27 protein-coding genes and 1 pseudogene are annotated in these 26,377 nt (G+C 37.7%); 23 read left to right on the forward strand and 5 right to left on the reverse strand.

All coding sequences use genetic code 11. The features are described from left to right. Nucleotides 1-55 precede the first annotated feature (55 nt). Nucleotides 56-472 carry a PRD domain-containing protein gene (locus tag AB3I27_RS04820; protein ID WP_002310610.1) on the reverse strand — a complete coding sequence of 139 codons (417 nt, stop codon included), beginning with the start codon at nucleotides 470-472 and terminating at the stop codon, nucleotides 56-58. Nucleotides 473-675: 203 nt separating this feature from the next. On the opposite strand from AB3I27_RS04820, the gene AB3I27_RS04825 reads away from it, so the two are divergent. The 16 genes from AB3I27_RS04825 (at nucleotide 676) to AB3I27_RS04900 (ending at nucleotide 16,589) form a co-directional block, all read left to right on the forward strand. Then, nucleotides 676-2,562, forward strand: coding sequence for a heavy metal translocating P-type ATPase (locus AB3I27_RS04825; RefSeq protein WP_104760325.1), 1,887 nt, complete (start codon nucleotides 676-678; stop codon nucleotides 2,560-2,562). 71 nt (nucleotides 2,563-2,633) lie between these two features. Continuing rightward, entirely contained in the window at nucleotides 2,634-2,861 is a 228-nt protein-coding gene (locus tag AB3I27_RS04830; RefSeq protein ID WP_002310613.1) for a heavy-metal-associated domain-containing protein, read from the forward strand. Between the two features lie 4 nt (nucleotides 2,862-2,865). Beyond that, the gene (locus AB3I27_RS04835; RefSeq protein WP_002310614.1) at nucleotides 2,866-3,408 is read left to right on the forward strand and encodes a ferritin-like domain-containing protein; all 543 of its coding nucleotides are present in this window, start codon (nucleotides 2,866-2,868) and stop codon (nucleotides 3,406-3,408) included. A gap of 244 nt (nucleotides 3,409-3,652) precedes the next feature. Then, a complete protein-coding gene (locus AB3I27_RS04840; protein WP_104760326.1) occupies nucleotides 3,653-4,348 on the forward strand; it encodes a DUF4767 domain-containing protein in 696 nt (231 codons plus the stop codon). 335 nt (nucleotides 4,349-4,683) lie between these two features. Continuing rightward, entirely contained in the window at nucleotides 4,684-5,904 is a 1,221-nt protein-coding gene (gene sstT / locus AB3I27_RS04845; RefSeq protein WP_002312678.1) for a serine/threonine transporter SstT, read from the forward strand. Nucleotides 5,905-6,055: 151 nt separating this feature from the next. Further along, nucleotides 6,056-6,691, forward strand: coding sequence for a DUF998 domain-containing protein (locus AB3I27_RS04850; protein ID WP_104760363.1), 636 nt, complete (start codon nucleotides 6,056-6,058; stop codon nucleotides 6,689-6,691). Nucleotides 6,692-6,880: 189 nt separating this feature from the next. Continuing rightward, complete coding sequence (truA, locus tag AB3I27_RS04855) at nucleotides 6,881-7,624, forward strand: tRNA pseudouridine(38-40) synthase TruA (RefSeq protein ID WP_002312684.1); 744 nt, start codon at nucleotides 6,881-6,883, stop codon at nucleotides 7,622-7,624. A gap of 241 nt (nucleotides 7,625-7,865) precedes the next feature. Then, nucleotides 7,866-8,669 carry a peptide-methionine (S)-S-oxide reductase MsrA gene (msrA, locus tag AB3I27_RS04860; protein WP_002310626.1) on the forward strand — a complete coding sequence of 268 codons (804 nt, stop codon included), beginning with the start codon at nucleotides 7,866-7,868 and terminating at the stop codon, nucleotides 8,667-8,669. Between the two features lie 106 nt (nucleotides 8,670-8,775). Beyond that, complete coding sequence (locus tag AB3I27_RS04865) at nucleotides 8,776-9,765, forward strand: aldo/keto reductase (RefSeq protein WP_368022915.1); 990 nt, start codon at nucleotides 8,776-8,778, stop codon at nucleotides 9,763-9,765. Between the two features lie 288 nt (nucleotides 9,766-10,053). After that, the gene (locus AB3I27_RS04870; protein WP_104760362.1) at nucleotides 10,054-10,752 is read left to right on the forward strand and encodes a FadR/GntR family transcriptional regulator; all 699 of its coding nucleotides are present in this window, start codon (nucleotides 10,054-10,056) and stop codon (nucleotides 10,750-10,752) included. Nucleotides 10,753-10,901: 149 nt separating this feature from the next. Beyond that, nucleotides 10,902-12,218, forward strand: coding sequence for a PTS sugar transporter subunit IIC (locus AB3I27_RS04875; RefSeq protein ID WP_002312687.1), 1,317 nt, complete (start codon nucleotides 10,902-10,904; stop codon nucleotides 12,216-12,218). A gap of 17 nt (nucleotides 12,219-12,235) precedes the next feature. Beyond that, a complete protein-coding gene (locus tag AB3I27_RS04880) occupies nucleotides 12,236-13,651 on the forward strand; it encodes a glycoside hydrolase family 1 protein (RefSeq protein ID WP_002312688.1) in 1,416 nt (471 codons plus the stop codon). A gap of 312 nt (nucleotides 13,652-13,963) precedes the next feature. Then, nucleotides 13,964-14,284 carry a PTS sugar transporter subunit IIB gene (locus tag AB3I27_RS04885; protein WP_002292494.1) on the forward strand — a complete coding sequence of 107 codons (321 nt, stop codon included), beginning with the start codon at nucleotides 13,964-13,966 and terminating at the stop codon, nucleotides 14,282-14,284. 24 nt (nucleotides 14,285-14,308) lie between these two features. Continuing rightward, nucleotides 14,309-14,626 carry a PTS lactose/cellobiose transporter subunit IIA gene (locus AB3I27_RS04890; RefSeq protein ID WP_002310632.1) on the forward strand — a complete coding sequence of 106 codons (318 nt, stop codon included), beginning with the start codon at nucleotides 14,309-14,311 and terminating at the stop codon, nucleotides 14,624-14,626. A 28-nt stretch (nucleotides 14,627-14,654) separates the two neighbouring features. Then, on the forward strand, nucleotides 14,655-15,908 hold the full coding sequence (locus tag AB3I27_RS04895) for a PTS sugar transporter subunit IIC (protein ID WP_002310633.1): 1,254 nt from the start codon (nucleotides 14,655-14,657) through the stop codon (nucleotides 15,906-15,908). A gap of 222 nt (nucleotides 15,909-16,130) precedes the next feature. Next, a complete protein-coding gene (locus AB3I27_RS04900) occupies nucleotides 16,131-16,589 on the forward strand; it encodes a GNAT family N-acetyltransferase (RefSeq protein ID WP_104760361.1) in 459 nt (152 codons plus the stop codon). Nucleotides 16,590-16,714: 125 nt separating this feature from the next. Here AB3I27_RS04900 and AB3I27_RS04905 read toward each other — a convergent pair whose 3' ends face one another. Both AB3I27_RS04905 and AB3I27_RS04910 read right to left on the reverse strand, forming a co-directional pair. Further along, complete coding sequence (locus tag AB3I27_RS04905) at nucleotides 16,715-17,029, reverse strand: YrhK family protein (RefSeq protein ID WP_002316627.1); 315 nt, start codon at nucleotides 17,027-17,029, stop codon at nucleotides 16,715-16,717. Between the two features lie 30 nt (nucleotides 17,030-17,059). Next, a complete protein-coding gene (locus AB3I27_RS04910) occupies nucleotides 17,060-18,193 on the reverse strand; it encodes an alcohol dehydrogenase catalytic domain-containing protein (protein WP_002292500.1) in 1,134 nt (377 codons plus the stop codon). A 290-nt stretch (nucleotides 18,194-18,483) separates the two neighbouring features. On the opposite strand from AB3I27_RS04910, the pseudogene AB3I27_RS04915 reads away from it, so the two are divergent. Beyond that, nucleotides 18,484-19,357: pseudogene (locus AB3I27_RS04915) on the forward strand (hypothetical protein). 288 nt (nucleotides 19,358-19,645) lie between these two features. Here the strand turns inward: AB3I27_RS04915 and AB3I27_RS04920 are convergent. Together AB3I27_RS04920 and AB3I27_RS04925 are read right to left on the reverse strand one after the other, a co-directional pair. Next, nucleotides 19,646-21,340, reverse strand: a complete 1,695-nt coding sequence (locus tag AB3I27_RS04920) for an oleate hydratase (RefSeq protein ID WP_065772619.1) — start codon at nucleotides 21,338-21,340, stop codon at nucleotides 19,646-19,648. Between the two features lie 56 nt (nucleotides 21,341-21,396). Next, nucleotides 21,397-21,525 (reverse strand): hypothetical protein, encoded by a 129-nt coding sequence (locus AB3I27_RS04925; RefSeq protein WP_002287569.1) that lies wholly within the window; start codon nucleotides 21,523-21,525, stop codon nucleotides 21,397-21,399. Between the two features lie 419 nt (nucleotides 21,526-21,944). Between AB3I27_RS04925 and cas9 the strand changes: the two genes are divergently transcribed. The 6 genes from cas9 to AB3I27_RS04955 all read left to right on the forward strand — a co-directional run bounded on the left by cas9 (nucleotide 21,945) and on the right by AB3I27_RS04955 (nucleotide 26,314). Beyond that, entirely contained in the window at nucleotides 21,945-23,297 is a 1,353-nt protein-coding gene (gene cas9, locus AB3I27_RS04930; protein WP_235688725.1) for a type II CRISPR RNA-guided endonuclease Cas9, read from the forward strand. After that, nucleotides 23,298-24,164, forward strand: a complete 867-nt coding sequence (cas1, locus tag AB3I27_RS04935) for a type II CRISPR-associated endonuclease Cas1 (protein ID WP_002310645.1) — start codon at nucleotides 23,298-23,300, stop codon at nucleotides 24,162-24,164. It abuts the gene before it with no gap. Then, a complete protein-coding gene (cas2, locus tag AB3I27_RS04940; RefSeq protein WP_002310648.1) occupies nucleotides 24,161-24,505 on the forward strand; it encodes a CRISPR-associated endonuclease Cas2 in 345 nt (114 codons plus the stop codon). Before cas1 ends, cas2 begins: the two co-directional genes overlap by 4 nt. Beyond that, nucleotides 24,495-25,157, forward strand: a complete 663-nt coding sequence (csn2, locus tag AB3I27_RS04945) for a type II-A CRISPR-associated protein Csn2 (RefSeq protein WP_025478102.1) — start codon at nucleotides 24,495-24,497, stop codon at nucleotides 25,155-25,157. The genes cas2 and csn2 overlap by 11 nt, the downstream gene beginning before the upstream one ends. Nucleotides 25,158-25,586: 429 nt before the next feature. Then, complete coding sequence (locus tag AB3I27_RS04950) at nucleotides 25,587-25,952, forward strand: DUF1622 domain-containing protein (protein ID WP_002310651.1); 366 nt, start codon at nucleotides 25,587-25,589, stop codon at nucleotides 25,950-25,952. Continuing rightward, on the forward strand, nucleotides 25,949-26,314 hold the full coding sequence (locus AB3I27_RS04955; protein ID WP_002292507.1) for a DUF1622 domain-containing protein: 366 nt from the start codon (nucleotides 25,949-25,951) through the stop codon (nucleotides 26,312-26,314). The genes AB3I27_RS04950 and AB3I27_RS04955 overlap by 4 nt, the downstream gene beginning before the upstream one ends. The last annotated feature ends 63 nt before the right edge of the window (nucleotides 26,315-26,377 follow it).

Below are 26,377 nucleotides of genomic sequence, written 5' to 3' on the forward strand. Positions count from 1 at the left end.
ATATTATCACTCTTAAACAATAAGTTAAAAAAATACTCATTTACATAAAAAAAGATTATTTAGATGCGATAATATCATAGATAAAGAAACATTCATCATAAGAAACAGTGATCCCAAATTCTGTTTCAATATTTTTGAAGGCCTTTTTTACATGAAAAATTGTTTCATGAGAAGGTCTTGTGTCATCTTCTGATATAATTTTAAGTTCATGACCGTTTATCAATGTACGCTCAATTAAACACGCTGTATGAATCAAAAGTTTTAAAAGAATGGAATGAGTGAATTTTTTGTGGAAAGTACATTCCAATTCTTGGATGAAATCCATTAAGCTTTTTTGGATCTTATTCCCAGCTAATAAGTAGAGATATTTGTCCACTGCTTCAATTCCCATATCAAAAACGATATTTCTTGTGAATGAGTGGCTGCTGCCCTTTTTTGATTGTTGTTCTTCAGTCGTAAGATGACAAAGCATCTTATCTTTGAATAAAAAAATAGAACTACCTAAGGAAGCGTCTCGGCGCTTCCTTTTTCTATATGATCGTTTAATGACTGTAGGAATTCAGTATACCAAAAGAAAACCACCTTTTTGACTAAACTTGATAGTGGTCAATTTTTTATGATGGATAAGTATCTATACTTAGTCTCGTAAGAACGAAAAGGAAAAGAGGGAGAAAGATGAAATTTCAAAAATGGATCCAAGAGCATCGAAATCATATCACCGCCTTATCAGCTGTGTTGATTATTTTTGGTTTTATCGGAAAATTTACTGGATTTGTCTTGTTCTATAACATTGCTCTAGCCATAGCTTCTATTATTGCGGTCATACCTATTATGATCTATGCGTATCAGGCAGTAAAAGTCAAAGTTATCTCAATTGATTTACTCGTTACTATTGCTGTGCTTGGTGCCTTTATGATCGGAGAATACAAGGAGTCAGCTATCGTTACATTCTTGTTTTTGTTTGGTAGTTATCTGGAACAAAAAACATTGACCAAAACGCGGGAATCAATCAAGGATTTGACCGAGATGGCCCCATTGACTGCCAGCGTTGTCCAAGAAGATGGAACGACTGAAGAAGTGGAAATCGATGACGTGGAAGAAGGCGATATCGTCTTAGTAAAAACTGGTGGAGCTATTCCTGTGGACGGCCGAGTCATTGACGGGAAAGGGTATGCGGATGAAGCCGCAGTGACGGGTGAATCACGACAAGTCGTCAAAATCAGTGGAGATGACGTATTTTCTGGAACGATTTTAGCAGATGGCTACGTGACGATTGAAGCAACTAAGGTCGGAGATGATACGACCTTTGCCAAAATTATCGAATTAGTAGAAGAAGCACAAGATACCAAATCACATGCGGAAAAATTCATTGATCGATTTTCTCAGTATTATACTCCAACCGTTTTACTTATTGCATTGCTTGTTGGTCTGATCAGTCGTGATTTTCGTTTGGCCATCACTGTTTTGGTTCTTGGTTGTCCTGGCGCTTTAGTCATTGGTGCGCCTGTTTCGAATGTAGCAGGAATCGGTAATGGAGCGAAACGGGGCATCTTAGTCAAAGGCGGTGAAGCAATGGATACTTTTTCCAAAATCGATACTTTTGTCTTTGATAAAACCGGTACATTGACCAAAGGAACTACTGCTGTATCCACTATCAAGAACTATACAGAGGATGAAGGGGACAGCTTAGCTTTAGTGGCTCGATTAGAAACGTTATCCGATCATCCTCTGGGGCGCGCCGTGATCCATTATGCTCAGGAGAAAGTCCTTGATTTTCAACAATTAGCAGTCAAAGATAATCAGACGATCAAGGGACAAGGAATCACAGCTGAGATTGATGGTCATGCAGTTTGTGCGGGCAACACCAAATTGATTGCCGCTCACAAACTTTCTCTTACACCAAAGCAAGTACAAGATTTACATCAATTACAACAAACAGGCAGCTCAGTCATTATTGTAGCAATCGACAAAAAAATCACTCAAATCATTGGTGTGTCAGATGTGATTCGACCAGAAGTCGCTGAACAATTAGCTAAGTTGAAACAAGCAGGAGCAAAACATTTAGTGATGCTGACAGGTGATAATCAGATGACTGCTGATTATGTTGCTGATATGTTAGGCATTGATGAAGTCCATGCTGAATTATTACCAGACGAAAAGGTTCAATTTGTGAAAAAATACCAAGAAGAAGGATTGCGCGTTGCTTTCATTGGAGATGGAATCAATGATTCTCCCTCTTTGGCTGCGGCTGATATCGGGATTGCTATGGGATCAGGAACGGATGTCGCTATCGAAACGAGTGACGTTGTCTTGATGCAATCTAGTTTTGGATCGTTGGTTCATGCCTACCGTTTGGCTAAGAAAACTGTTTTGAATACCCGTGAAAATGTAGTGATTGCCATTGGTGTCGTCTTATTTTTACTCATCGGCTTATTTGCCGGATTTATTTACATGGCTAGTGGGATGTTCGTTCACGAAGCTAGTATCTTGATCGTTATCTTTAACGCAATGCGTTTATTGTATTTTGGACACGAAAGCAAAGAAAAAAATCGTAAAACTTGATAAGAATCAATTTTTTTATGGAAGCTGTAATCTAGAATAAGACTATCAAGAAAAAGGAAGGAAGAACTACGATGAAAAAAATGATTATGCAATTAGATACACTAACTTGTCCAAGCTGTATGCAAAAAATCGAACATGCGGTTTCTCAACAGCCTGGGGTAAGCAATACGAAAGTTTTGTTTAATGCGAGCAAAATCAAAGCAAACTTTGATCCAGATGAAGTCCACCCTGAACAATTAGCTGCAGTTGTGGAAAAATTAGGTTATGAAGTCCAATCAACAAAAGTAAAAGAGGCGTAAATCAATGAATATAGTGGAAGAAAAATTTGCTCAAGAAACAAAACAAGCAGATATCGACCATCATAAACCAACTGCTGGCGCCATGGTGGGTCATGTATTAGCAAATTTTAAATTAGAAGAAATGAAATTGATCCAAGCACAATTGTATGTTTTGGGTACATCTTCGCAAGAATTAAGTACCCTTTTTTCGGAATATGCTGATCAAGAAGCGAGATGGTTCAATAAAATCTCTCATGAGTTAGTGATTGAGAATGAAATCGTTCCGTCTACTTTAGAAGAAGTCATGCGTTATGGAAAAATTTACGAACATGGTCAAAACAAATATTTACCAGCCTCAACAATGTTAGAAAACTTTGCAAAAGATTTCGATTTCCAAAATGTCTTTATCACACGGGCAATCAAGTTAGCTGAAAAAGAAGAAAAGTATGGCTTGCAACAATTGCTTGTTGAACTTTTAAGTTTCAATAAAGAAATCATCTACCAAGTACAAAGACTCCAAGGAAAAACTCTCCGACAAGATTTGGATGAAGAAGACGATGATGACTAAAAGTCTATGTTTCTTCAAATACAAATATAAAGTGTGAGAAAAACAGGAAAAAAACACAACGTTTTGTCTTAAAAATAAAATAAAAAGAAGCACCCGCTGATGTTGTCTATAAGACATCAGCGGGTGCTTCTTAGTTTTTAAATGGTTTAAAAGATGGATGAGAAAATACAAAAAATCAATAAAATCACATTGCTTATTTGATAGAATAAAGAAGTGGGGGAGTAATCGAAAGGAGTTTTTTTAATTGAAAAAGAGGATTTTATTAACAATGGGCCTAGCTTTTTTGTTAGCTGGTTGTACCAACGGGAATGAACCAAGAAAAGAATCAACAAAAGAAACAATTGCAACTATTACAACAACTAGCACAGAGAGCAAGTCAACTGCAACAAGTACAGAAACAGCAGATACCTCTACTTCGTCAGAGTCTTCCAAAACGACTGAAACGACTCAAACATCTACTTCAAGTTCTTCTTTAGAGGCTTCATCTTCCTCTTCAGAAAGCAGCGAACAAGTTGAACAAACACTGTGGAATGCAGACAAAGCCGCACAATTAGAGGCATTTATGACCACATGGGGCCAAACAATGGGGCAACAATACAAAAGTTATACGAATCAAATGAGTGTGGACTTATATGGTCTTAAAGTCCCTCAAGCTATTTTGAATGGGGAGTGGAAGATGGCTATTGGTGGAGTGCCTGCTTCTGCAGAATGGTCAGAAAGTGGGACAGGTCAAGCAGATTATCAAATTACAGCCGTCTATTCCGATGCAGAGACAGAACCATATCTGAAAAAGCACGTCTATCTATTTGGATTTCAGCAAAATCAGCCAAAAGTATTGGTGACACAACAAAATCAGGGGAATCCCGATAATTATCTTTACTTCAACGAGACAGCGAATAATGAATTGAAAAATGGCTTTAATCAAATCGTTTATAGGTAAGTAAATTAGTGAGAGAAAGAAGAGACTCAGTGGAAAATATTAATTGATTGCTATGTCTAAGAATTAAGATGAAGGATGAAACTTCCAGTTTCATCCTTCATCTTAATTACGTTTTACTTGGATAACTTTAATAATAACGATAAATAGTTTTCTCTCGACTTCTTTAGAGATTGAATAAACCCTCCAATACTAAAACTGAATGTTGCAAGAGCATGAATTACCAATTGTATTGTTAGAATTTTTAGAAAATTACACCTTTAGTTTCTTTAGATAAAATGATACAATGATTGTTAAAATTGTGAAAGGGTGGTCATTTGTTAGAGAAGTTTTTGGATATGTCGTTAGTTCAACGTATTGTTGTTGGTATTTTAGTCGGAATATTGTTGGGTATCTTTTTCCCCACATGGACATTTATTTCAATATTGGGGACGTTGTTTGTCAGTTGCTTGAAAGCAATTGCGCCTCTTTTAGTTTTTTTCTTGACGATGGCTTCAATTGCCAAACATAAAATAGGAAATAAGACATTTGTGAAGCCTATTTTAGTCTTATATTTAGTAGGAACATTGCTTTCGGCACTTGTAGCAGTGATTATAAGTTCAATTTTTACTGTTCCTATTACTTTACAAGAAACAGTATCTGAACAAGCACCGCAAAATTTGGAAAGTGTTTTATCTACGATGTTGACAAATGTCACACAAAATCCTGTTCAATCGCTTATTGATGCGAATTATCTTGGTGTCTTATTCTGGGCTGTGTTGTTAGGTCTAGCTTTTCGATCACGTTCAGAATCGACAAAAGAATTGGTGGACCAAATATCTGTAGCATTATCACAAGTCGTACAAGTGATTATTGCATTCGCTCCGATAGGGATTTTAGGATTGGTTTATCAATCGATTGCCACGACTGGAATCGCTGGATTGGCAGAGTATTTGCAGCTTTTACTTGTGTTGATCGGCACGATGCTGTTTGTCGCATTAGTTGTGTACCCGTTCCTCACGTTTTTGTTTATTAAAGAAAACCCCTATCCATTGATTCTCTTTTGTTTGAAAGAAAGCGCGCTTCCAGCTTTCTTTACCCGAAGTTCTGCCGCAAATATTCCGATAAACATGATGCTGGCTGAAAAATTGAAATTGACGAAAGAGTCTTATTCCATATCAATCCCATTAGGTGCTACGATCAATATGGGCGGTGCTGCGATTACCATTTCCGTGATGTCATTGACGGCTGTACATTCCTTAGGGATTGAAGCACCGTTTGTTTTGAAAGTCCTTTTATGTATTTTGTCTGCTTTAGCTGCTTGTGGGGCTTCAGGTGTTGCGGGCGGTTCACTGTTATTGATTCCACTAGCATGTAGTTTGTTTGGTATCTCTAATGATGTTGCGATGCAAATCGTCGGTATCGGATTTATTATCGGTGTTATCCAAGATTCAATGGAAACTGCCTTAAATTCGTCAAGTGATCTGTTGTTTACTGCAATAGGAGAATTAGGCGCGCGTAAAAGAAGTGGAGAAAAAATCAAATTGAAAGATCGATTAGACGGATTAAATGAACATTGAACATTAGATATTTAGGGATGAACCTTAAGACGATTCAAATTTTTAATGAGTTATATAGATGTTCCTGTAGAATAGAGGTTCCTGTTAAATCGAGATAAAGTCGTTTATAATAACAATTAAAAGCATAGGTAATTGTTATTGGAGGCGCATCATGGATTTTTTACGTAAATTTGGTTTTTTCTTTTTACTATTAGGCGTGTTGAGTGATTTTTTGACTCCGTACGTATTAGGATTGTATTATCCTGAATTAGATCAAATGAAGAGTGTGATCAGTGTATTTGGAGAGGTTTCCAGTCCTGTAAGAAAGGCGTTTCTTATTTGGTCAGTGGTTTCAGGGATTTTTTTCATCCTGTCATTGCCTGCGTTGTATGCTGCATTTGCAAGTACATCTCGTATGTTAGCTACCTTAGTTACAGCATCTATCGGTTTCTATGGTATAGGTGATTGTATTTTTACAGGTTTGTTCAGTATCAATACTCATGAATCTTCGTGGAATATCTCGACATGGGTTCATAATATCGGATCAGGTTTAGGTTATAGTGGATTTTTATTGTTTCCAGTTCTTCTTTTCTTGATCTATCGAAAAAATGAGCAACTGGACGTAAGCCACTTATACCTTGGACTGTCTGTGATCAGTTTGCTTTTTGCGGCGATTTATGGTCTGGCAAGAATCCCTTCTATAAATTCTTGGCCATTACTGAATAAAATAGGATTTTGCCAAAGAATCAGTTTTTTCTTTAATTATGTGCCCATTGCCTGGTTGAGTATCTTGCATCTCAAACAGTAAAACTTGAGTCGTCAAATTGAACAGTCAGCGGACATTTCGTCCGTTGGCTGTTTTTTTGTTTTTCTGAAATATAGTTCCATAATTTTCTTGTAGAGCTTCTGTCTTAGAGAAGCAAGGAGCTATATTTTGTGCTACAATCTTAAAAAGGTAGAGAGAAGACCAAATGGAAGACAGAGGAGCCACTAAAATATGAGAAACATCAAGTTGACAATCGAATATGACGGAAAAAGATATTCAGGATGGCAAAGACTTGGAGATGACGATAAAACCATTCAAGGAAAAATTGAAAAAGTATTGCATCAGATGACAAATGAAGAGATAGAAATTATTGGATCAGGAAGAACAGATGCTGGCACCCATGCGCGAGGACAAGTAGCAAATTTCAAAACAAACACAGAAATTGAGCTGTCAGAAATGATCGACTTTATGAATCGTTACCTTCCGCGAGATATTGTCATCAAAAGAATCGAAGAGATGCCTGAGCGCTTCCATGCAAGATATAATGCGGTGGGCAAAAAATACAGCTATTATGTTTGGAACAACGTGATTCCTTCAGCATTTGAACGAAACCACAGCTTTTATTTTCCTCAAGAGTTGGATATGGATAAGCTGAATGCAGCTTGCGAAAAATTGATGGGTACACATGATTTCATTGGTTTTTCTGCATTGAAAAAATCAAAAAAATCTACGGTACGTACGATTGATGAATTATCTATCGAACGTAAGGGAGAAATGCTTCATTTTACTTTTGTCGGAGACGGATTTCTATATAAAATGGTGCGAATCATCATGGGAACATTACTAGAAATCGGTACAGGTGCCATGCCGATAGAAACAATCGATGAAATATTCGAAAGCAAAGTGCGGCAACATGCAGGAGAAACCGTCCCTGCACAAGGTCTGTTTTTGGATGAAGTTTATTATCGTTCATAAAAAAAGAATCATCTTTACTCGACTTCTGAGAACTGGAAAACATCCCTTTTTTCAGAGGTCGTTTTTTAGTTAAATCAAACCATAGACCATAGAGTATGCTTTTTAAGATAAAGATCATCTTATATCATCTGAAGCCGCTTATCTTCTTTGAATAAATACGATTCAATCGCTTATTTCCTCACTTTATGATAAATTACAGCTAAAGTCACTAGCTTGTCTTCTTCGGAAAGGAGGAGAGTCTATGGATAAGGAACAAGTATTCATTCAAACACTTTATAATCTGATTTTAAATCCGAATACACGAGATTGGGAACGAAAAGTATTGATCCAGACAAAGAATGACATAAGAGAAAATACATCCGTTAAAGAACAGTTATCGAAACTAGAAGCAACACTACGTCCATTAGCTATCCGGATGAACCTAACGCCTGATGTAATGGATTTTTATTTATTGCTTACAGAAGGATTTGACACGCAGCAAAAATATGACTTTTCCAAGCATGCTATGCAAGATGCTGACTATCAAGAACGTGCAGTATTTGCAGGGGGATGTTTCTGGTGCATGGTCGAGCCGTTTGAATCGAAAAAAGGGATCCTATCTGTTTTGTCAGGATACACGGGCGGACATGTTGAAAAACCAAATTATGATCAAGTGAGCGGTGGCTACACAGGTCACATGGAAGCTGTGGAGATCATTTATGATACGAGAGAGATAAGTTATAGCGATTTATTGACAATCTATTGGCAAATAACTGATCCCACAGATGCCTTTGGACAATTTCAAGATAGAGGGAAGCAATACCGTCCGGTGATTTTTTATCAAGACGAACGTCAGAAAGAATTAGCGGAGCAATCGAAACAGGAACTAGTCAGTTCAGGAACGTTCCACCAACCAATCGTCACAAAAATTGAACCAGCTAGTACGTTTTGGCCAGCAGAAAATTATCATCAGCAATTTTACAAAAAACAACCGAAACGCTATAAAAAAATTCAGCAAGCACGTAAGCAATTTCTGATTTATCAACGAATAAAAAACAAATGGTAAAAAAATACAAGAAAAAATCATTTTGACTAACTCCTTTTCTTTAAAATGTAGTAAACTAAAAGCAGAATAAAAGAAAGCGTTTTAAAAGTGGTAAGGAGGAGAAAATTTGTATATTGCAGATAGTGCACGTTATGAAAAAATGGAATATCGTAAATCCGGTCATTCAGGTTTAAAATTACCAATTTTATCTCTCGGATTATGGCAAAATTTTGGAGATTATGATCCTATCCATAACCAAAGAGAGATTTTAAGAGGTGCTTTCGATATGGGAATTACCCATTTCGACCTTGCGAATAATTACGGAGGCCCTGCTGGAGCTGCAGAGAAAAACTTCGGGCGTATTTTTAGAGAAGACTTTCAAGCCTACCGTGATGAACTGATTATTTCTAGCAAAGCAGGTTATCATATGTGGGAAGGTCCATACGGAGAATGGGGCTCGCGTAAATCTATCATTTCAAGTTGTGATCAGAGTCTCCAAAGAATGGGGCTAGATTATGTTGACATCTTCTATCATCATCGTCCAGACCCTGATACACCTTTGGAAGAAACAGCAGAAGCATTGATGCAACTTGTAAGACAAGGAAAAGCATTATATATTGGTATATCCAACTATAATGGAGAAGACACCAAAAAAATGACTGAAATTTTAAAAAGAAAAGAAGCACCGTTCATTATTCAACAGATGCGCTACAATATGTTTTCTCGCGAACTACTAGAAGACGACTTATCTCCAGTATTAGAAGAAGAAGGGCTAGGAGCAATCACGTTCAGCCCGCTTGCCCAAGGTTTGCTGACAAATCGTTATCTGCATGGGATTCCTGAAGATTCTAGAGCACATCGTAAGGAAATACCATTCCTTTCAGAAGAACAAGTTGGATCAACTCTGGAAAAAATCAAAGCACTGCAGACAATCGCCGTATCACGAGGGCAATCATTAGCGCAAATGGCCCTTGCATGGAATTTGCGACAAAAATCTGTTACGAGTGTACTGGTTGGAGCAAGTCGGTTAAGTCAGTTACAAGAAAGTGTTCGAATGATGGATAATTTAGATTTCTCACCAGAAGAAGAATTGAAAATCGACCAAATTCTAGAATAGAAAAGATGTAATCAAATTTTTTATCCATCTATCAAAAAATGAACAAAAAATGTCATCAAGAATCGAATGAAGATCATCTATTATTGAACATCATACGTTTTGTCGTTCAAAATAAAAAGGATCGAAGGCTAGGAGTGAATTTTATCCTAGTCTTTTTTTATGGTAAATAGCTTCGTTTGTATATCCATGAACGGATGAATCGATTTTTTATACAAAAAATCATCAGATGATTCAAACGTGTTATAATAATTACGAAAAAATACATCAGATGAAAAGGAGGTATGTGGTTTGGAAGAAAATAAAACCCTAGTAGAAGTAACCACGGACAAGATCCTTAGATATTTAAAGGAAAAGCAGTTGCAAGTAGGAGATAGGTTGCCGAATGAATATGAGTTGTCCGATTATTTAGAGGTGGGACGCAGCACGGTGCGAGAAGCTGTCCGAGCGCTTGCTTCTAGGAATATTCTTGAAGTTCGGCAAGGGGCGGGGACATTCGTCAGTGATAAGCGAGGGATTGCTAATGATCCGCTCGGTTTTTCTTTGATTGAAGATCAGGATCGGATGATACGAGACTTGTTTGAGCTGAGATATTTATTGGAGCCAAAGATGGCAGGGTTAGCGGCGGAATATGCAACGAAAAATCAAATCAGCCGAATGAAAAGCTTAACGCAAAAGATTGAAACGTCTTTTCGAGAAGGTACACAAGATCATGTTCAATTAGACATCGATTTTCATACGACGATTGCAGAAGCTAGCGGAAACGTAGCGTTACTGCATATCATTCCGATCATTAATGAATCGATTGCTTTATTTAATAAAAATTATGATATCCAGCATTTGAAAATCGAGACGATCGATATCCATACAGAAATCGTTCAGGCTATCGAGAGGCGGAATGTACTTGCGGCATTTGATGCGATGACTGTCCATATGGCAATAAATCGGAGAGAATTACAGAAAATAATTGGGAAGAAAGAAACTAATTGACAGTTCATCTGATGTATTTTATGATAAATACATCAGATGAATTTTTGCTTTATATTTGGTAAAACGGACAAGCAAATAGTTTTTATTCACCGGAATGTAAGCGCTGACTAACAGACGAAAAGAGATGACGGCAAGGAGAAGAAGTAGGAATGAGGGGATCTGGAATGAGTTTTATGGATAAATTAGCCAATGTTTTAGGGAATGTGGCAACGAGAATCAATAATTTAAGGTATATCATGGTGATAAAAAACGCATTTGCTGCATTGATTCCGGTAATTATTACGGGTGCTTTTGGCACGTTGTTTTCAGCAATGGTCTTTGATTCGGAAAATGGGTTAGCACAGATAAGTTTTTTGCGTTTTTTAGAAGAATTAAAACCTATCGCATCTGCCATCAGCTATGTCACACTAAGTTTCTTGACCATCTATGCTGTTTTTCTGATAGGGATCGAATTAGCAAAGCTGAATAAAGTGAATGGTGTATTCCCTGGTATCATCGCAGTGATGTCTTATTTATCTGTTAATCCAACTGTTTATGAATTAGTGAATGAAAATCAGACTGTTATAGTAGAAAACGTATTGGCTAAACAATATACAGATACGAAAGGGTTATTTTTGGGAATGTTGGTCTCCATCCTTTCCATTGAACTTTATTGCTGGTTGAGGAAACAGAAGAAACTACAGCTGAGAATGCCTGATACCGTGCCAACGAATGTTTCTGCCAGTTTTTCTGCGTTATTTCCCACGATTCTGACAGTATCAGGTATCGCGGCTGCGGGATTTATCATCAAAGAACTTACAGGGATGTACCTTTATGATATCATTTACAATATCGTACAACGCCCATTAGAAGGTGTCGTTCAAGGGCTACCTGGTATCTTGTTACTGATGTTTATTGCACAAGTCTTTTGGGTGATTGGTATCCATGGGAATCAAATGGTGAAGCCAATTCGAGAACCGTTGCTTTTAGCGGCAATTGCTGTAAATACGGAAGCTTTTGAAGCTGGAAAAGAAGTACCAAACATTATCACTATGCCATTTTGGGATATGTATATGAGTATGGGCGGGTCTGGGGTCACGATAGGTCTACTGATAGCAGTATTGCTAGTGGGAAAGCGAGAAGATATGAAACAAATCACCAAGTTATCTCTTGCTCCTGGGATCTTCAACATCAATGAACCAGTTATTTTTGGTATGCCGATCATGCTGAATCCTATTTTAGCTATCCCGTTTATCTTAACGCCGCTTGTTACAGGAACGATCGGTTATTTTGCAACCGCTTTAGGATTTGCGGCAAAAGCAGTTGTAATGGTTCCTTGGCCGATGCCGCCGATTGTCAATGCTTATCTGGCCACAGCAGGAAATATCGGTGCAGTTATTACGCAACTTGTTTGTATTGTTGTTTCTATTTTGATTTATCTGCCATTCGTAAAAGTAGCAAATCGTGTGGAAAATGATGGGATCTAAAAAAACAGGAGGAAATCATGAAAATTACTATTCCAGAAAATTTTATTCTTGGTGCAGCATCTTCTGCTTGGCAAACGGAAGGTTGGAAAGGAAAAAAAGAAGGACAGGATTCGTTTATAGATAGCTGGTATAAAAATGAACATTTTGTTTGGCATGATGGGTATGGTCCAGCCATAGCAACTAATTTTATGGAGCAGTACCAACAGGATATAGATTTGATGAAATCCATCCATCTGACACATTATCGGACTTCTATCAATTGGGCTCGTTTTTTCACTGATTACGAGAATTGTATAGTAGATGAAGAATATGCTCAGCATATAAGTGAAATGATCGACTCTTTGATCGAAGCAGACGTAGAACCGATGATTTGTTTAGAACACTACGAAGTCCCTGCTTTTCTTTTGGAAAAATATGATGGCTGGTCTTCAAGAAAAGTGGTTGATTTTTATGCTAAGTACGCAAAGATTGCTTTTGATCGTTACGGTGACAGGGTAAAAAACTGGTTTACATTCAACGAACCAATCGTTCCCCAAACGCGTTGCTATTTGGATGCTGTTCGCTGGCCGCATGAACAAAACACAAAAAAATGGATGATGTGGAATTATCACAAAGTTTTAGCAACGGCTAAAGTTGTAGAAATTTACCATAGTGGCAATTATGGCGGAAGGATTGGCTGTATTTTAAATCCTGAGATGGTCTATGCTCGTTCCAGTTCTCCAGAAGATCAAAAAGCTGCTTATATGTATGATCTGTTTTATAATCGAGTATTTTTTGATCCGATGGTAAAAGGATACTACACAGAAGAGTTCCTGGAGTTGTGTCGAAAACAATCGATTTATTTTGATCCTGCAACAGAGGATTTAGAAACGATCCAACATCATACAGTAGATTTCCTTGGAATCAATCAATATTACCCTAAACGCGTTCGTGCTCCTCGTTATCAATGGAATGAAGAGACACCGTTTCATCCAGAACGATATTATGAAGTCTTTGATTTACCTGGAAAGAAAATGAACAATTCCAGAGGGTGGGAGATCTATCCAAAAATCATGTATGATATAGCTATGTATCTAAAAGAAAATTATCGTAATATTCCTTGGCTGATAACAGAAAACGGTATGGGAAGAGAACATGAAGAACAGTATATGGATGAGAAAGGGATCGTGCAAGATGACTATCGTATCGAATTTATCGGACAGCATTTGCGTTATTTGATCAAAGCAGCAGAAGAAGGTGCCAATTGCGAAGGCTATATGCTATGGGCATTCACTGACTGTGTTTCACCAATGAATGCATTTAAGAATCGATATGGATTAGTTCGAATCGAATTGAACGATGAACGAAGCAGAACACTGAAAAAGTCTGCTTCATGGTATCAGTCTCTGATTGATAAGAGAGAATTAAGCTTACCTGATGAAGTCTATAAATAACTAGAATTTTTTCGAAGATATTGATTCTATTTGCTGGCTATTTGAAATAAAAGAGGTTGTGAAAGTAGCATTTTAACCTCTTATTCAAAAAAGTTGTGACAAAAGATTTGTCATAACTTTTTTTGTGCACGTTAAAAGAAATAAACACAATAAAAAAGAATTTGTGTGTTTAGTGTGCGCTTTCTTTTTTAGTGTGTATGCAACTTGGTATAGACCATAAACGTGATAATATCAACTTTTTAAAGCGCTTTTAAAGTTGGCACACTACTTGCTTTATATACAAGTGTAAGAATAGAAAGGAACGTGTTTAAAATGGAAAAGAGAACAATCATGCTTGTATGTTCAGCTGGAATGAGTACAAGCCTCCTAGTCACAAAAATGCAAAAGGCAGCAGAAGCAAAAGGAATGGAAGCAGATATCTTTGCTGTCTCTGCCTCAGATGCAGATAATCAACTAGAATCTAAAAATGTAGACGTTTTACTTTTAGGTCCGCAAGTACGTTTTATGCAAAATCAATTTGCTGAAAAGCTAGCACCTAAAGGCATTCCTTTAGATGTGATCAATATGGCTGACTATGGCATGATGAATGGTGAAAAAGTACTTGACCAAGCAGAAAAACTAATAAACAAATAATAAAAATATCGGAGGAAACAAGAAATGGAAGATCAAAAAAATCTAGAAGCCATCATGGGTCTGATTATGTTTGGCGGAAATGCAAAAAGCGATGCAATGGAAGCGATTGCTGCGGCGAAAAAAGGAGATTTTACTTTAGCAGAGGAAAAAATCAAAGATGCAGAGGAATCTTTAGTCCAAGCACATCACTCTCAAACAGAGATGCTGACGCAAGAAGCACAAGGAAACCACGTTGAAGTAACACTTTTGACAGTTCACAGTCAAGATCACCTGATGACATCTATTGCTTTTACAGATTTAGCAAAAGAGATCATTGATCTGTATCGTCGGTTGGACGCGTAATCCACAGTAAAGAAAAGAGGGAAGATTTATGGATAAATTTGTTGCATTTATGGAGAAACATTTTATACCTGTCGCATCAAAAATTGGTGCACAACGGCATTTAGTTGCGATTCGAGATTCATTTATGGTGAGTATGCCGTTAATGATTTTAGGAGCATTAGCAGTAATGATCAATAACTTACCGATTCCCGGTTTCCAAGAATTGATGAATTCAATTTTTGGCGGTGAATCATGGAAAGGATTCGGGGCTGCAGCTTGGAACGGCACATTTGCCATTCTTTCTGTCTTGATTGCTTTCTTACTTGCGTATCATTTAGCTAACGGCTACCGAAAAGACGGTGTTTCCGCAGGTGTGATTTCTTTAGGCTCTTTCTTTGCTTTAGGCGGAGCATTAGGTATGAGCTCAAACGGTTTGTTTATTGCTATTATTGTTGGGATTATTTCAACAGAAATCTTTGTACGTTTAAGCGGAAATGAAAAATTGATCATCAAAATGCCTGATGGTGTGCCACCAGCAGTTGCGAAAGCATTTGCTTCATTACTGCCAGCAATGATCACTATCTCTGCCTTTGCTTTAGTTGCTGCAATTTTTGCTGCATTTGGGGTTGATGATATCGTGGGTTCATTCTATACAGTGGTCCAAGAACCATTTATGGGACTTGCGAACTCTTATCCATCTGCATTATTGCTTGCATTTATCACCCCATTCTTATGGTTCTTTGGTTTACACGGGGCGAATATGGTCGATCCTTTGATGCAAACGATCAATGCGCCAGCAATCGAAGCAAATGTCAATGCGATCGCAGCTGGACATAGCGCGCCATTTATCGTGAACAAACCTTTCTTCGACAGCTTTGTCAATTTAGGAGGAACAGGTGCAACATTAGGTTTACTGTTAGCTATTTATTTAGTAGGACGTAAAAACAAACCATATATGGTTGTAACAAACTTGTCGATTGCGCCAGGTGTTTTCAATATCAATGAACCAACGATGTTTGGTTTACCAATCGTATTGAATCCAATTATGTTCATTCCATTTATTTTGACACCAATGGTTTTAGTTAGTGTTGCGTACTTTGCGACTTCTACAGGTTTAGTGCCAGCAGCTACCGTTATGCCACCATGGGTAACGCCACCAATTATTGGCGGTGTATTGGCAACGAAGAGTATTGCAGGTGGTGTACTGGCCGCTGTCAATCTGATCCTTTCTATTTTGATCTATCTGCCGTTCGTCAAGGTAGCTACGATCCAAGAAAGAAGAAAAGAAGCTTTGGATGCTTAATGAATAAAGAAAGCAGAACCGGTTATCTGGTTCTGCTTTTTTTATGAAAACAAGTAATTTAAAACTTAGGATCGAATAATGAATGAGAAAATCGAGGTATATTTGTCTTGGAATTTGTGTATAAATAAAAAATCCCATTCATTCAAAAAAATCGAGCGATTGAAAAGCTATTTGAAATACAAGGTGCTATAATAGACCAAATATGAATGGGAGAGAGTACAAATGGAGAGAAGAACAGTCATAAAATTGCGGGATCGACCGACGTTGATAAAAGAAACAGCCGAATGGTTTGCTTCAAAATGGCATCTGCCAGTTGCTGTTTATGAAGAAAGTATCCAAGCAAGCAAGAGAAAAAACGCATCGGTTCCGCAATGGTATGTGGTGTTGGATGAGTGGGGAGAGATTATTGCAGGTGCAGGTGTTGTTGACAATGATTTTCATGATCGAGTAGATTTGACTCCAAATGTCTGTGCGCTGTTTGTTGAAAAAGACTACCGAAACCAACGGATTGCCAAAATGATTTTAGAAACGATCAAGCAAGACTTTGCAGAAATGGGCGTAAAGATGCTTTATCTTGTGACGGATCATACGGATTTTTATGAAAAATACAATTGGCAATTTATCGGGATGGCTCAGGATAATGAAGGAATTCCTGTGCGAGTGTACCAAATGCCGCTGTAAGAGCAGGTACATGAAACAGCATATAGAGAAGGAAACCGAAAAATTGTTCTATACTTAGAAATTTTTTCGAATCGCAGTAGGCGAAATATGCACAACACAAGAATAACAAAAAAGCATGGAGATGGCTAAACGGCCTTCCCATGCTTTTTCCTTGTTCTTTTCTCGTCGTAAATAAAAATGTTCCTAACGATTCTGAGAATAGGACGAATCGTCAAGAAAATAGCACCAGCCAAATAAAAATAGGTGCCATATCGATCGGGGATTTTAGTTAAGGAAGCAAGGCTTCCAAAAATATAGAAAATCCCGGTTAATAAATCGACAGCTAGTGAGATCAATGTGTAACGGTTTTGGAAATAGAAGCGGAAGCGACGCCCTCGTATTTCGATATCTTCTTCTTTTCCTATTTCAATCTCATGGGTATTTCGTTTGATTTTGGGCATAAAGAAAATCACCTGTATTTTTTACTGATTTCAAGGTTTCAAAACAACTTTTATATTTTTATCTTCTTTTTTGTCAAAGATCTCATATGCTTGTGCTGCTTCTTCTAGTGGTAGCGAATGAGTAATGATCTGTGTAGGATCAAATAGTCCTTCTGCAATCATTTCGTAGATTTTCGGCATCAGATGGATAATGGGTGCCTGTCCATGTTTGACCGCAATATCTCGCATGAAAAACTCTTGAAGCGGGTAAGAAGAAGCTGGCGTCATATACACACCAGTTACTTGGACGGTTCCGAATTTTTTGACAGCTTGCGAAGCCATCTGTAAAGGCGAAATCGTGCCGCTTTGTAGGCTCACCAAATTTTTTGCTTTTTCTTTTACAGGCTCTAACCCGTCCATTCCTACACAATCGATGATGACATCGGCACCACCTTTAGCCAACTCATATAATTCCGTTCCAGCTTGTGCTGTGTCTTCTAAGAAATAAGTTTCCACGCCGTTGTAATTAGCCGCTTTATCTAAACGATGTTGTACTGGATCCACTGCAATCACGCGCTCTGCTCCAGCCATTACAGCGAATTTTTGAGCAAATAGACCGACTGGACCAGATCCTAGAATCACAACTGTATCGCCTTTTTTTACGCCTGCATTTTCAACGCTCCAATAAGCTGTAGGCAAAATATCTGATAGAAACAAAACTTTTTCATCAGGAAGATTATTATCTGGAACGACAAACGAAGTAGAGTCTGCATAAGGTACTCTTAGGTATTCTGCTTGCCCACCCCAATGATTGCCATTCAACTTGCCAAATCCGAAAAGCCCACCATATAACTGATCTGGATTTGATTCATCACATTGGCTTTCCATGTGATTCAGGCAGAAATGACAATGACCACAACTGATATTAAAAGGGATAACCACTCGTTGCCCTTTTTTCAATGTTTGAACTTGTGATCCTACTTCTTCAACGATTCCCATAGGTTCGTGACCTACAACATACCCTTTTTCCAAAACTGCTTCACCATGATGGTAAAGATGCAGATCGGATCCGCAAATGGCGGTTGCTGTGATACGGATGATTGCGTCTGTTGGTTCTAATATTCTTGGATCATCTACGTTTCTGATTTCCATTTTTTGTTTTCCTTGCCAAGTGACTGCTTTCATTGGAGATGCTCCTTTCAGATTCACAAAATTGTCTGCATTATTGGTACTACAGATAGTTTCATTCTAAAGGAGTTCTTATCTTTTTGATAATGAAACGCTTTTTTCTCAAAATAAAAATCCTCAAAAAAGCAAGAGTTCCAAATTTTTTTTTTATTAGAAAAAGAAGGTGTGTGCCTTCATTGTATCCTTACGTACAGTAAAGTATAGTTGAACTATTGAATCATTTTAACTATTTAAACAATAACCAACCATCATTCGTTTCAGTGAAAAAACAAATACGAGGAGGCGTAATGAAACAAATTCAAAATAAATGGAATAAACGGATCATTGTTATGATTAGTTCTGTCTGCCTGTTTTGCCTGACTGTTATGCCTGACTGTTATGCTTTGTTTAATAAGCACCTTGGCAAATCAACATTTTATGTTAGAGCAAAACATGCAATCGGACTATGCGAAAAAAGTAGCTGCTGAGATCAATCAAGAGATCCAAAGCTATCATTATGAGATTGGAGCTCCGGCTGAAGCATTGGAAAAGATTGTTTCTGAAGAACTAGTACAAAAAAATATCGAGCTTTTCATCCGCAACAGATATGAAAAAGAACCAGTAGAACTGATCGGAGAAAAGGAAGTAGAAGAAAAGCTCCAAGAGATAATCAATACATACAAACAAGAAGAAGCAGAGGATGATCCATTTGCTAGTGAAGAAAACAATTTACTCATCTATATGACTTCTGGGATTTTTCGACGAGGAATACAATCAATTTATTTGATGTCGTTCATCGATCAGATATTGACGATACGAGAGCGAATGGTTTCTTTTCTTCCAGTGATCAGTAGTATCTTACTTGTATTGCTGAGCGGAGTGTTTTACTTATACAGAATGTCTTGGAAAAAAGTTCTTTGGTCATTTGCAGTGGTGATTGGAGGAGCAGGCTTCCAATTATTAAGTCTGTCAGTCAGTCTCTATTTGTACGATATGACCAGTCAGTTAGATATTCGAACCCAAGCACTGCAACATTTGTTAGACACATATATTTTGTCATTCATCCAATTTTTTAGTGTAGTGGCAATCGTTGAAGTAGTGATAGCAGCTGGATTATGGTGGATTGGCAAGAGAGTGAATACTGAAAAAATGGTTTTTTCAAAAAGAAACGAATATAAATAACAAGAGGTTGTGACATGAAATCTGTCACAACCTCTTGTTATGAATAAACGGTGTTCCCCTACCAACTCCTCGGTCACAAGTCACAATATTCATAAAACATAGGAAGCTATTTTTTGAAATTGTTCCTTGTGACTCGGAGCTGAACGGTAGGCTCACAACCTCTTGGTAAACGGTGTTCAAAAGCCAGTTTCTCGGTATTAAGCCAAATTTATGCAAAAATATAGAAAGCCATTTCCACAAAATTTTTCTTAATACTCGAAACTAAACGACTTTTTCACAACCTCCTGATTATTCAAACATTTTTTTTGCGGCACGAGCTAGAGTAGGGATGTCTTTGTCGTAACGCGGTGTTTTGACAAGACGGGACATAGGGATGCCCGCAAAATGGAAAGCAGCGATTTCTCCAGAACGTACAGCACTTTGTTCAGTAAAGATCATCTGATAAGGCTGCTCAACAAATTCTCCTGTAAAGGCCAGATTAGTTGAATGTTTAGGAATGACTTTTGGTCGATCACTTTTTGCACGGTTATTAAATAATGCGGAAGCATAAGGCATATAGACAGGGATATTATTTATTACGCTGTCGAAAATCTCTGTTTCTTTTTCACGAATATTCACTGGTCCAGGATCTACTTTTGAAAGTTGTCCAATCAGTTCTTCCAACATTTCTTTTCCGTTCATCTTAATATACTGTTTATCCACAAACTCGCCACGTCGTCTTGGATAAAGGAAATAACCCCAAATAACTGTTTCATTTGGTTTTTGAGACGTAAAATGCGGTTGATGATGCACGACGATAGACATATTGACATCTTTTTGGCCTAACGGCGTGATCGGTGTGGTTGAAATAAATGAATTCAAGGCATTTCCTGGTTCTTGAGTCGTGATACGGGTGATTTCATTCAACAACAAATGGTTTTTCGTCGTCAGGGTAAAGCTGACCCATTCGCTCGCATCTCGATCCGCGAAAAATTTATCGGGATTTCCTAAGTTATAGAAACGTTCGCTGGCTTTTTTCCAGAGACTAGAAGCTGCACCATAATCCATATTTTCTACAGCTGGTGTTTCGTAATCTCCCAAAGTAGCTGAATCTGTAATGGAACCATTCGTGAAAATGACCGCTGTATCTTCATCTACCGTGACATGTTCCTCTTCCTGAGTCAATGTATTGGTCATTTTCAAACCAGTCACAGTGATTTCATCTTGCATCGGTGTTTCTTTGAATTCCCAGTCAGTGACACGGCGGTTCAAAATGATTTTGCATCCTTGTTCTTTCAAGTACTCGATCAAAGGAAGCATGATACTTTCGTACTGATTGTAACGTGTTCGATTGACGCCCACTAAATGTTCGATTTGAGTGAATTCATAAATCATTTGATGCATATAGCGACGCAATTCTTGAGCAGAACTACGTGTTCTGAAAGCAAATGTTGTTTCCCACATAAACCAGAAGTTTGTTTCAAAAAAGTGTGGATCATCTTTGAAATATTCTTCGATAGTGATATTGTCTAGTTTTTCTTCTTCTGAATCAGGCATGGCAATCAGTTTAGTCAGAAGAATACGGTCCTTGTTGTTGAAGCCCAGTTTTCCGCCGTCAATGATCCCTTTACCACCTTCCATCAAACGTGCTTTGTCAAAGGTACGGTGTTTTGCATCAAAATCTCTCGTATCTTCTTCAGCAGTCATTCCTGGCTCAGTAACAGAAGGTATTCGACTTAATAGATCCATCAAATCTACATAGGTACGGTAATTAAGCATACGACCGCCTCGAGCAATATAGCCTTTTTGGTTTTCTAATGGATGATTTTTATTCCAATATTCATCCACTACAGTGTCGGTCGGTGCACCATCATTTGAACCGTGATCATCCAATGAATAAAAGGTAATCTGATCCCCTTTCCATTTGCCTTCTTGAATCAAATAAACAGCCGCTGCCATATTGGCAATACCGGCACCAATCATTATTGCTTTACTTTTTCTCATTGTGATTCCTCCAATGTCTTCCAAGTATGTCCGTAGTGATTCAACGAAATAGGATGCTAGATGGATTCAAATTCATCATATAAATGACTGTCATCTTCGAATAGCCCTGTTTTTTTTCCTAGATATGCAGCGCCAAGGGCAAGCAAACCTAAACCGATGCCGACTTTGATTAATTTTTTACTCATGAAAAACGCCTCCTTGTTTTCTCTTTCTATATCCAAGGATAGTTCGTTTTTATGAGAATGCCAAATGATAGGGTGAGAAGAAAAAGGAAATTTTGACAAAAAAGAAGAAGTGTCTGAATGCCGTGTAAGAAAACAAGAAAATGGAAGAAGGAAAAAAGTAGAAAAAGACGTACAAAAAATAACAATAAATATTTTTGATGAATGATAAAACAACGTACAAAAAGTCTGAATAGCAGAAAAAAGTGAATCATATTAAAAAAATTATATGATATAATTTTAGTGAAAATGGTTTCCTGTCTGGCAAGAAGATGAAGGGATGATTTTGAAAAGCAAAGCACAAAAAAAGCGCCGAGAACAGCGCTGCTTTAAAAAATCGTCTGAAAAAAGACGATGTACCAAGTGAGAAAGTCGTGAAAAAAATGCGCAGTTTCTGGTACGACCTTTATTCGTCTAAGCTGATCAGTAAAAGAAAACTTGATAATCTGACAAAAATCAAATTGACGGAAGAAGACAAGGCAGGATTCATCAAACGGCAGTTGGTGGAAACGCGTCAGATTACCAAACACGTAGCCGGTATTTTACATCATCGGTTCAATAAAGCAGAAGACACAAATGAACCGATACGTAAAGTTCGGATCATCACGCTCAAATCTGCACTAGTCAGTCAATTCAGAAACCGTTTCGGGATCTATAAAGTACGTGAGATTAATGAATATCATCACGCACATGATGCATATCTGAACGGTGTGGTCGCTCTTGCTCTTTTGAAGAAATATCCGCAACTAGCACCGGAATTCGTTTATGGCGAATATCTGAAGTTCAATGCGCATAAAGCAAACAAAGCGACGGTAAAAAAAGAATTTTATTCGAACATCATGAAATTTTTCGAAAGTGACACACCGGTTTGCGATGAAAATGGCGAGATTTTCTGGGACAAATCAAAAAGTATCGCACAGGTAAAAAAAGTCATCAATCACCACCATATGAATATCGTGAAAAAAACAGAAATTCAAAAAGGAGGCTTCTCAAAGGAAACAGTTGAGCCTAAAAAAGATTCTTCTAAGCTGTTACCTCGGAAAAACAACTGGGATCCAGCTAAATACGGCGGGTTAGGTAGCCCAAACGTTGCTTACACAGTCGCTTTCACTTATGAAAAAGGAAAAGCGCGCAAACGGACAAATGCGCTAGAAGGCATCACAATCATGGATAGAGAAGCATTTGAACAATCCCCCGTTTTATTTTTGAAAAACAAAGGGTACGAACAGGCAGAAATTGAGATGAAATTGCCTAAGTACGCGCTATTTGAACTAGAAAACGGGCGTAAACGAATGGTCGCAAGCAATAAGGAAGCACAAAAAGCCAATTCATTTCTCTTGCCGGAGCATCTAGTCACACTTCTTTATCATGCAAAACAGTACGATGAGATTTCTCATAAAGAAAGTTTTGATTATGTGAATGAACACCACAAGGAGTTTTCAGAAGTGTTTGCCCGTGTCCTCGAATTTGCAGGGAAATATACCTTGGCAGAGAAAAATATTGAGAAACTGGAAAAAATTTACAAAGAAAACCAAACGGATGATCTAGCTAAACTAGCAAGTTCTTTTGTCAATCTCATGCAGTTCAATGCGATGGGCGCACCGGCTGATTTCAAATTTTTTGATGTGACGATCCCGCGAAAAAGGTACACTAGCTTGACTGAAATCTGGCAGTCAACGATTATTCATCAATCAATCACCGGATTATATGAAACTCGTATCAGGATGGGGAAATAAATGGGATGGCGCACAGTAGTGGTCAACACACATTCAAAATTAGCATACGTAAATAATCATTTGATTTTCAAAAATGCTGAAAAAACCGAACGTCTCCATCTGTCAGAAATTGATGTGCTGTTATTGGAAACCACAGATATCACTATCACAACGATGCTCTTGAAACGATTAGTCGATGAGAAAATACTCGTGTTGTTTTGTGATGACAAGCGACTTCCTGTTGCTAAGCTGTTGCCGTTCTACAGTAGACATGACAGCAGTTTGCAGTTAACGCGACAATTGGCGTGGTCTCCTGAAAAAAAGGGGCAGGTATGGACAGCAATTATTTCCCAGAAAATCCAGAACCAAAGCAATTTCTTGCAAAAGCAATTATTTACTGAAAAAGCAGAGTCAATACAAGAATTGCACGAAGGTTTACTTGAATTTGACCCAACGAATCGCGAAGGCCATGCTGCAAGAATCTATTTTCAAACATTGTTCGGCACGAAGTTTACTCGTGAAGAAAACAATGAGATCAATGCAGGATTAGATTACGGATATACACTGTTGTTGAGCATGTTTGCCCGAGAAATCGTCAAAAATGGTTGCATGACACAATTTGGATTGAAACATGCGAATCAATTCAATGATTTTAATTTGGCTAGTGATTTCATGGAACCATTCCGACCGGTCATAGACGAGATTGTTTATCGCTACCGCAACTGCGAATTTCCTGTGATCAAGCGGCGTTTGTTTGATTTATTTACCAATAAATACAGTTATGGAAAAAAAGAAATGTTTCTTACCAACATCGTATCGGATTATACGAGTAAAGTAATCAAAGTATTGAATAACGAGACGGAAGGAGTCCCTCAATTTCGGATATGAGTTATCGTTATATGAGAATGATTTTAATGTTTGATATGCCTACTGAAACAGCCGATGAACGAAAAGCATACAGGAAATTCAGAAAATTTTTATTGAGCGAAGGATTCATCATGCATCAGTTTTCCGTGTACAGTAAATTGTTGCTGAATCCTACAGCTAGCCAAGCAATGCTGAAACGATTAAAAAGCAATAACCCTAAAAAAGGATTTGTCACACTACTCACGGTAACGGAAAAACAATTCGCGCGTATGGTTTATTTGAGCGGGGAAAGAGATACAAGTGTGGCTAATTCGGATAAGCGAGTCATTTATCTAGGGGAGGACGAAGATGCTGAATCTTAATTTTCCATTATTGGAACAGCCTCTGTCACTGGAAAAAGCTACATTTTTAATCGTAGAAGATGTCACTGTGTTTGCAAAAATCGTGAAATGGTTCTATCAGTACAGTGAATCCCATGAACTAAAGCTGTTCAACGATAAATACAAAGAATTAAAAGAGTCAGATTTACTGATTATCACAGATGTTTTAGGTTTTGACATCAATTCGGCATCGACTTTAAAATTGATCTACGCAGATTTGGAGCGCCAGCTCAATGAAAAAGTAGAAGTGAAATCAATGATTGATAAACTGACAGCGACAATCAGTGAGCTGATCGGGTACGAGTTGTTGGATCACGAACTCGATTTAGAAGGAGACGAGATCACGGTCTTGGAATTATTCAAAGCATTGGGTATCAAGATCGAGACAAGAAGTGATACTATTTTTGAGAAATTACTTGAGTTGCTTCAGGTTTATAAATACTTGTCTAAGAAAAAATTATTGGTTTTGATCAATGTGTGTTCCTATCTCACGGAAGAAGAAATAAGCGAAGTGCAAAATTATATTTCGTTATATCATATGGAAGTGCTATTTGTAGAGCCGCGTTCGATCAAAGGGATAAAACAATTTGTCTTGGATAAAGACTATTTCTTGAACTTGGAAAACATGGTATAATGGTAAAAAAGAGAAGCGTTCAAAGCTGAAGTTTTGCTATGAACGAGTAGCGTGAGTATGAAACATTGACGGAAAAATTTTTTCTGCGAGGTTTTAGAGCTATGCTGATTTGAATGCTTCCAAAACAGGAAGCACTACAGCGTTCTTAGTAGTCTTGTTTTAGAGCTATGCTGATTTGAATGCTTCCAAAACCAAAGAAATAATTGCAGAAGTCCAAAAGCTGTTTTAGAGCTATGCTGATTTGAATACTACTCTAGCAAAAACAGCCTTGCACTTATCGAAAGAGGATTAGTGTCAAGGGTGTTTTTCATGTGAGTGGACGGAATTATCTGTTTTCTTTTACAATTGATAATAGATACTTTGCTGTATAGTCAGTAGCTGATATAAAAGTATCGGCTCTTAAATGGAAAAAAGATAGGTGGCGACGCAATGTTTAACACACAATTGATCGGTTATTTAGAATGGATCATTGCTATTTTAAATATTTGTTCTATCGGTATCTTAATTGCTGGGATCGTTCTTGTTCTATTCAAACTTTTTGATTGGTCTCATGTCAAGAAAAACTATGCAGAACGTAATGCTCGTAATGCAGATACAAGAAAACTGTTAGCAAGTTATATTTTGTTAAGCTTGGAAGTACTAGTCGTTGCTGATATCATCGAGTCAGTTATCAAGCCGACTTGGACAGATATTTTGAAGCTTGCACTTATTATTATCATTCGAACAGTCATTTCTTATTTCTTGAATCAGGAAATAGAAGACAAAGAGAAACAAAGAAGAGGAGAGGTAGGATGACGACAGAGTTGATGCAGTTTCTTCTTCCATATTTTGAAAAACTTGTACTGGGACTTGATATTTTTGCTATCTGTTTATTGATTTGGGGAGTTTGTCTGTCGATTAAGGATTTCTTGAAATACTTATTTGTCCATACAGAAGCGAAAAACGACCGAGTCAGCGAGAACAATGCTATTAAAAAGATGTTAGGAGGCTATATACTTCTAAGTTTGGAAATTCTTGTTTCAGCTGGGATCATCGAATCGATTATCAAGCCTACTTTGCAGGATATTTTCCAACTAGCTGCATTGGTAGTTATCCGAACGATCATTTCTTATTTTTTAAATAAAGAAATCGGGCCAGTAGACGTTCCAAATAAGTGAGGTTATGAGCCCGCTGTTTATCGAGAGGTTGTTAAGAAGTGGGCAGATTCAAGGAATGAGAAG

The sequence above is a fragment of the Enterococcus sp. C46 genome, assembly GCF_040887565.1.
Lineage (GTDB): Bacteria > Bacillota > Bacilli > Lactobacillales > Enterococcaceae > Enterococcus_B > Enterococcus_B lactis.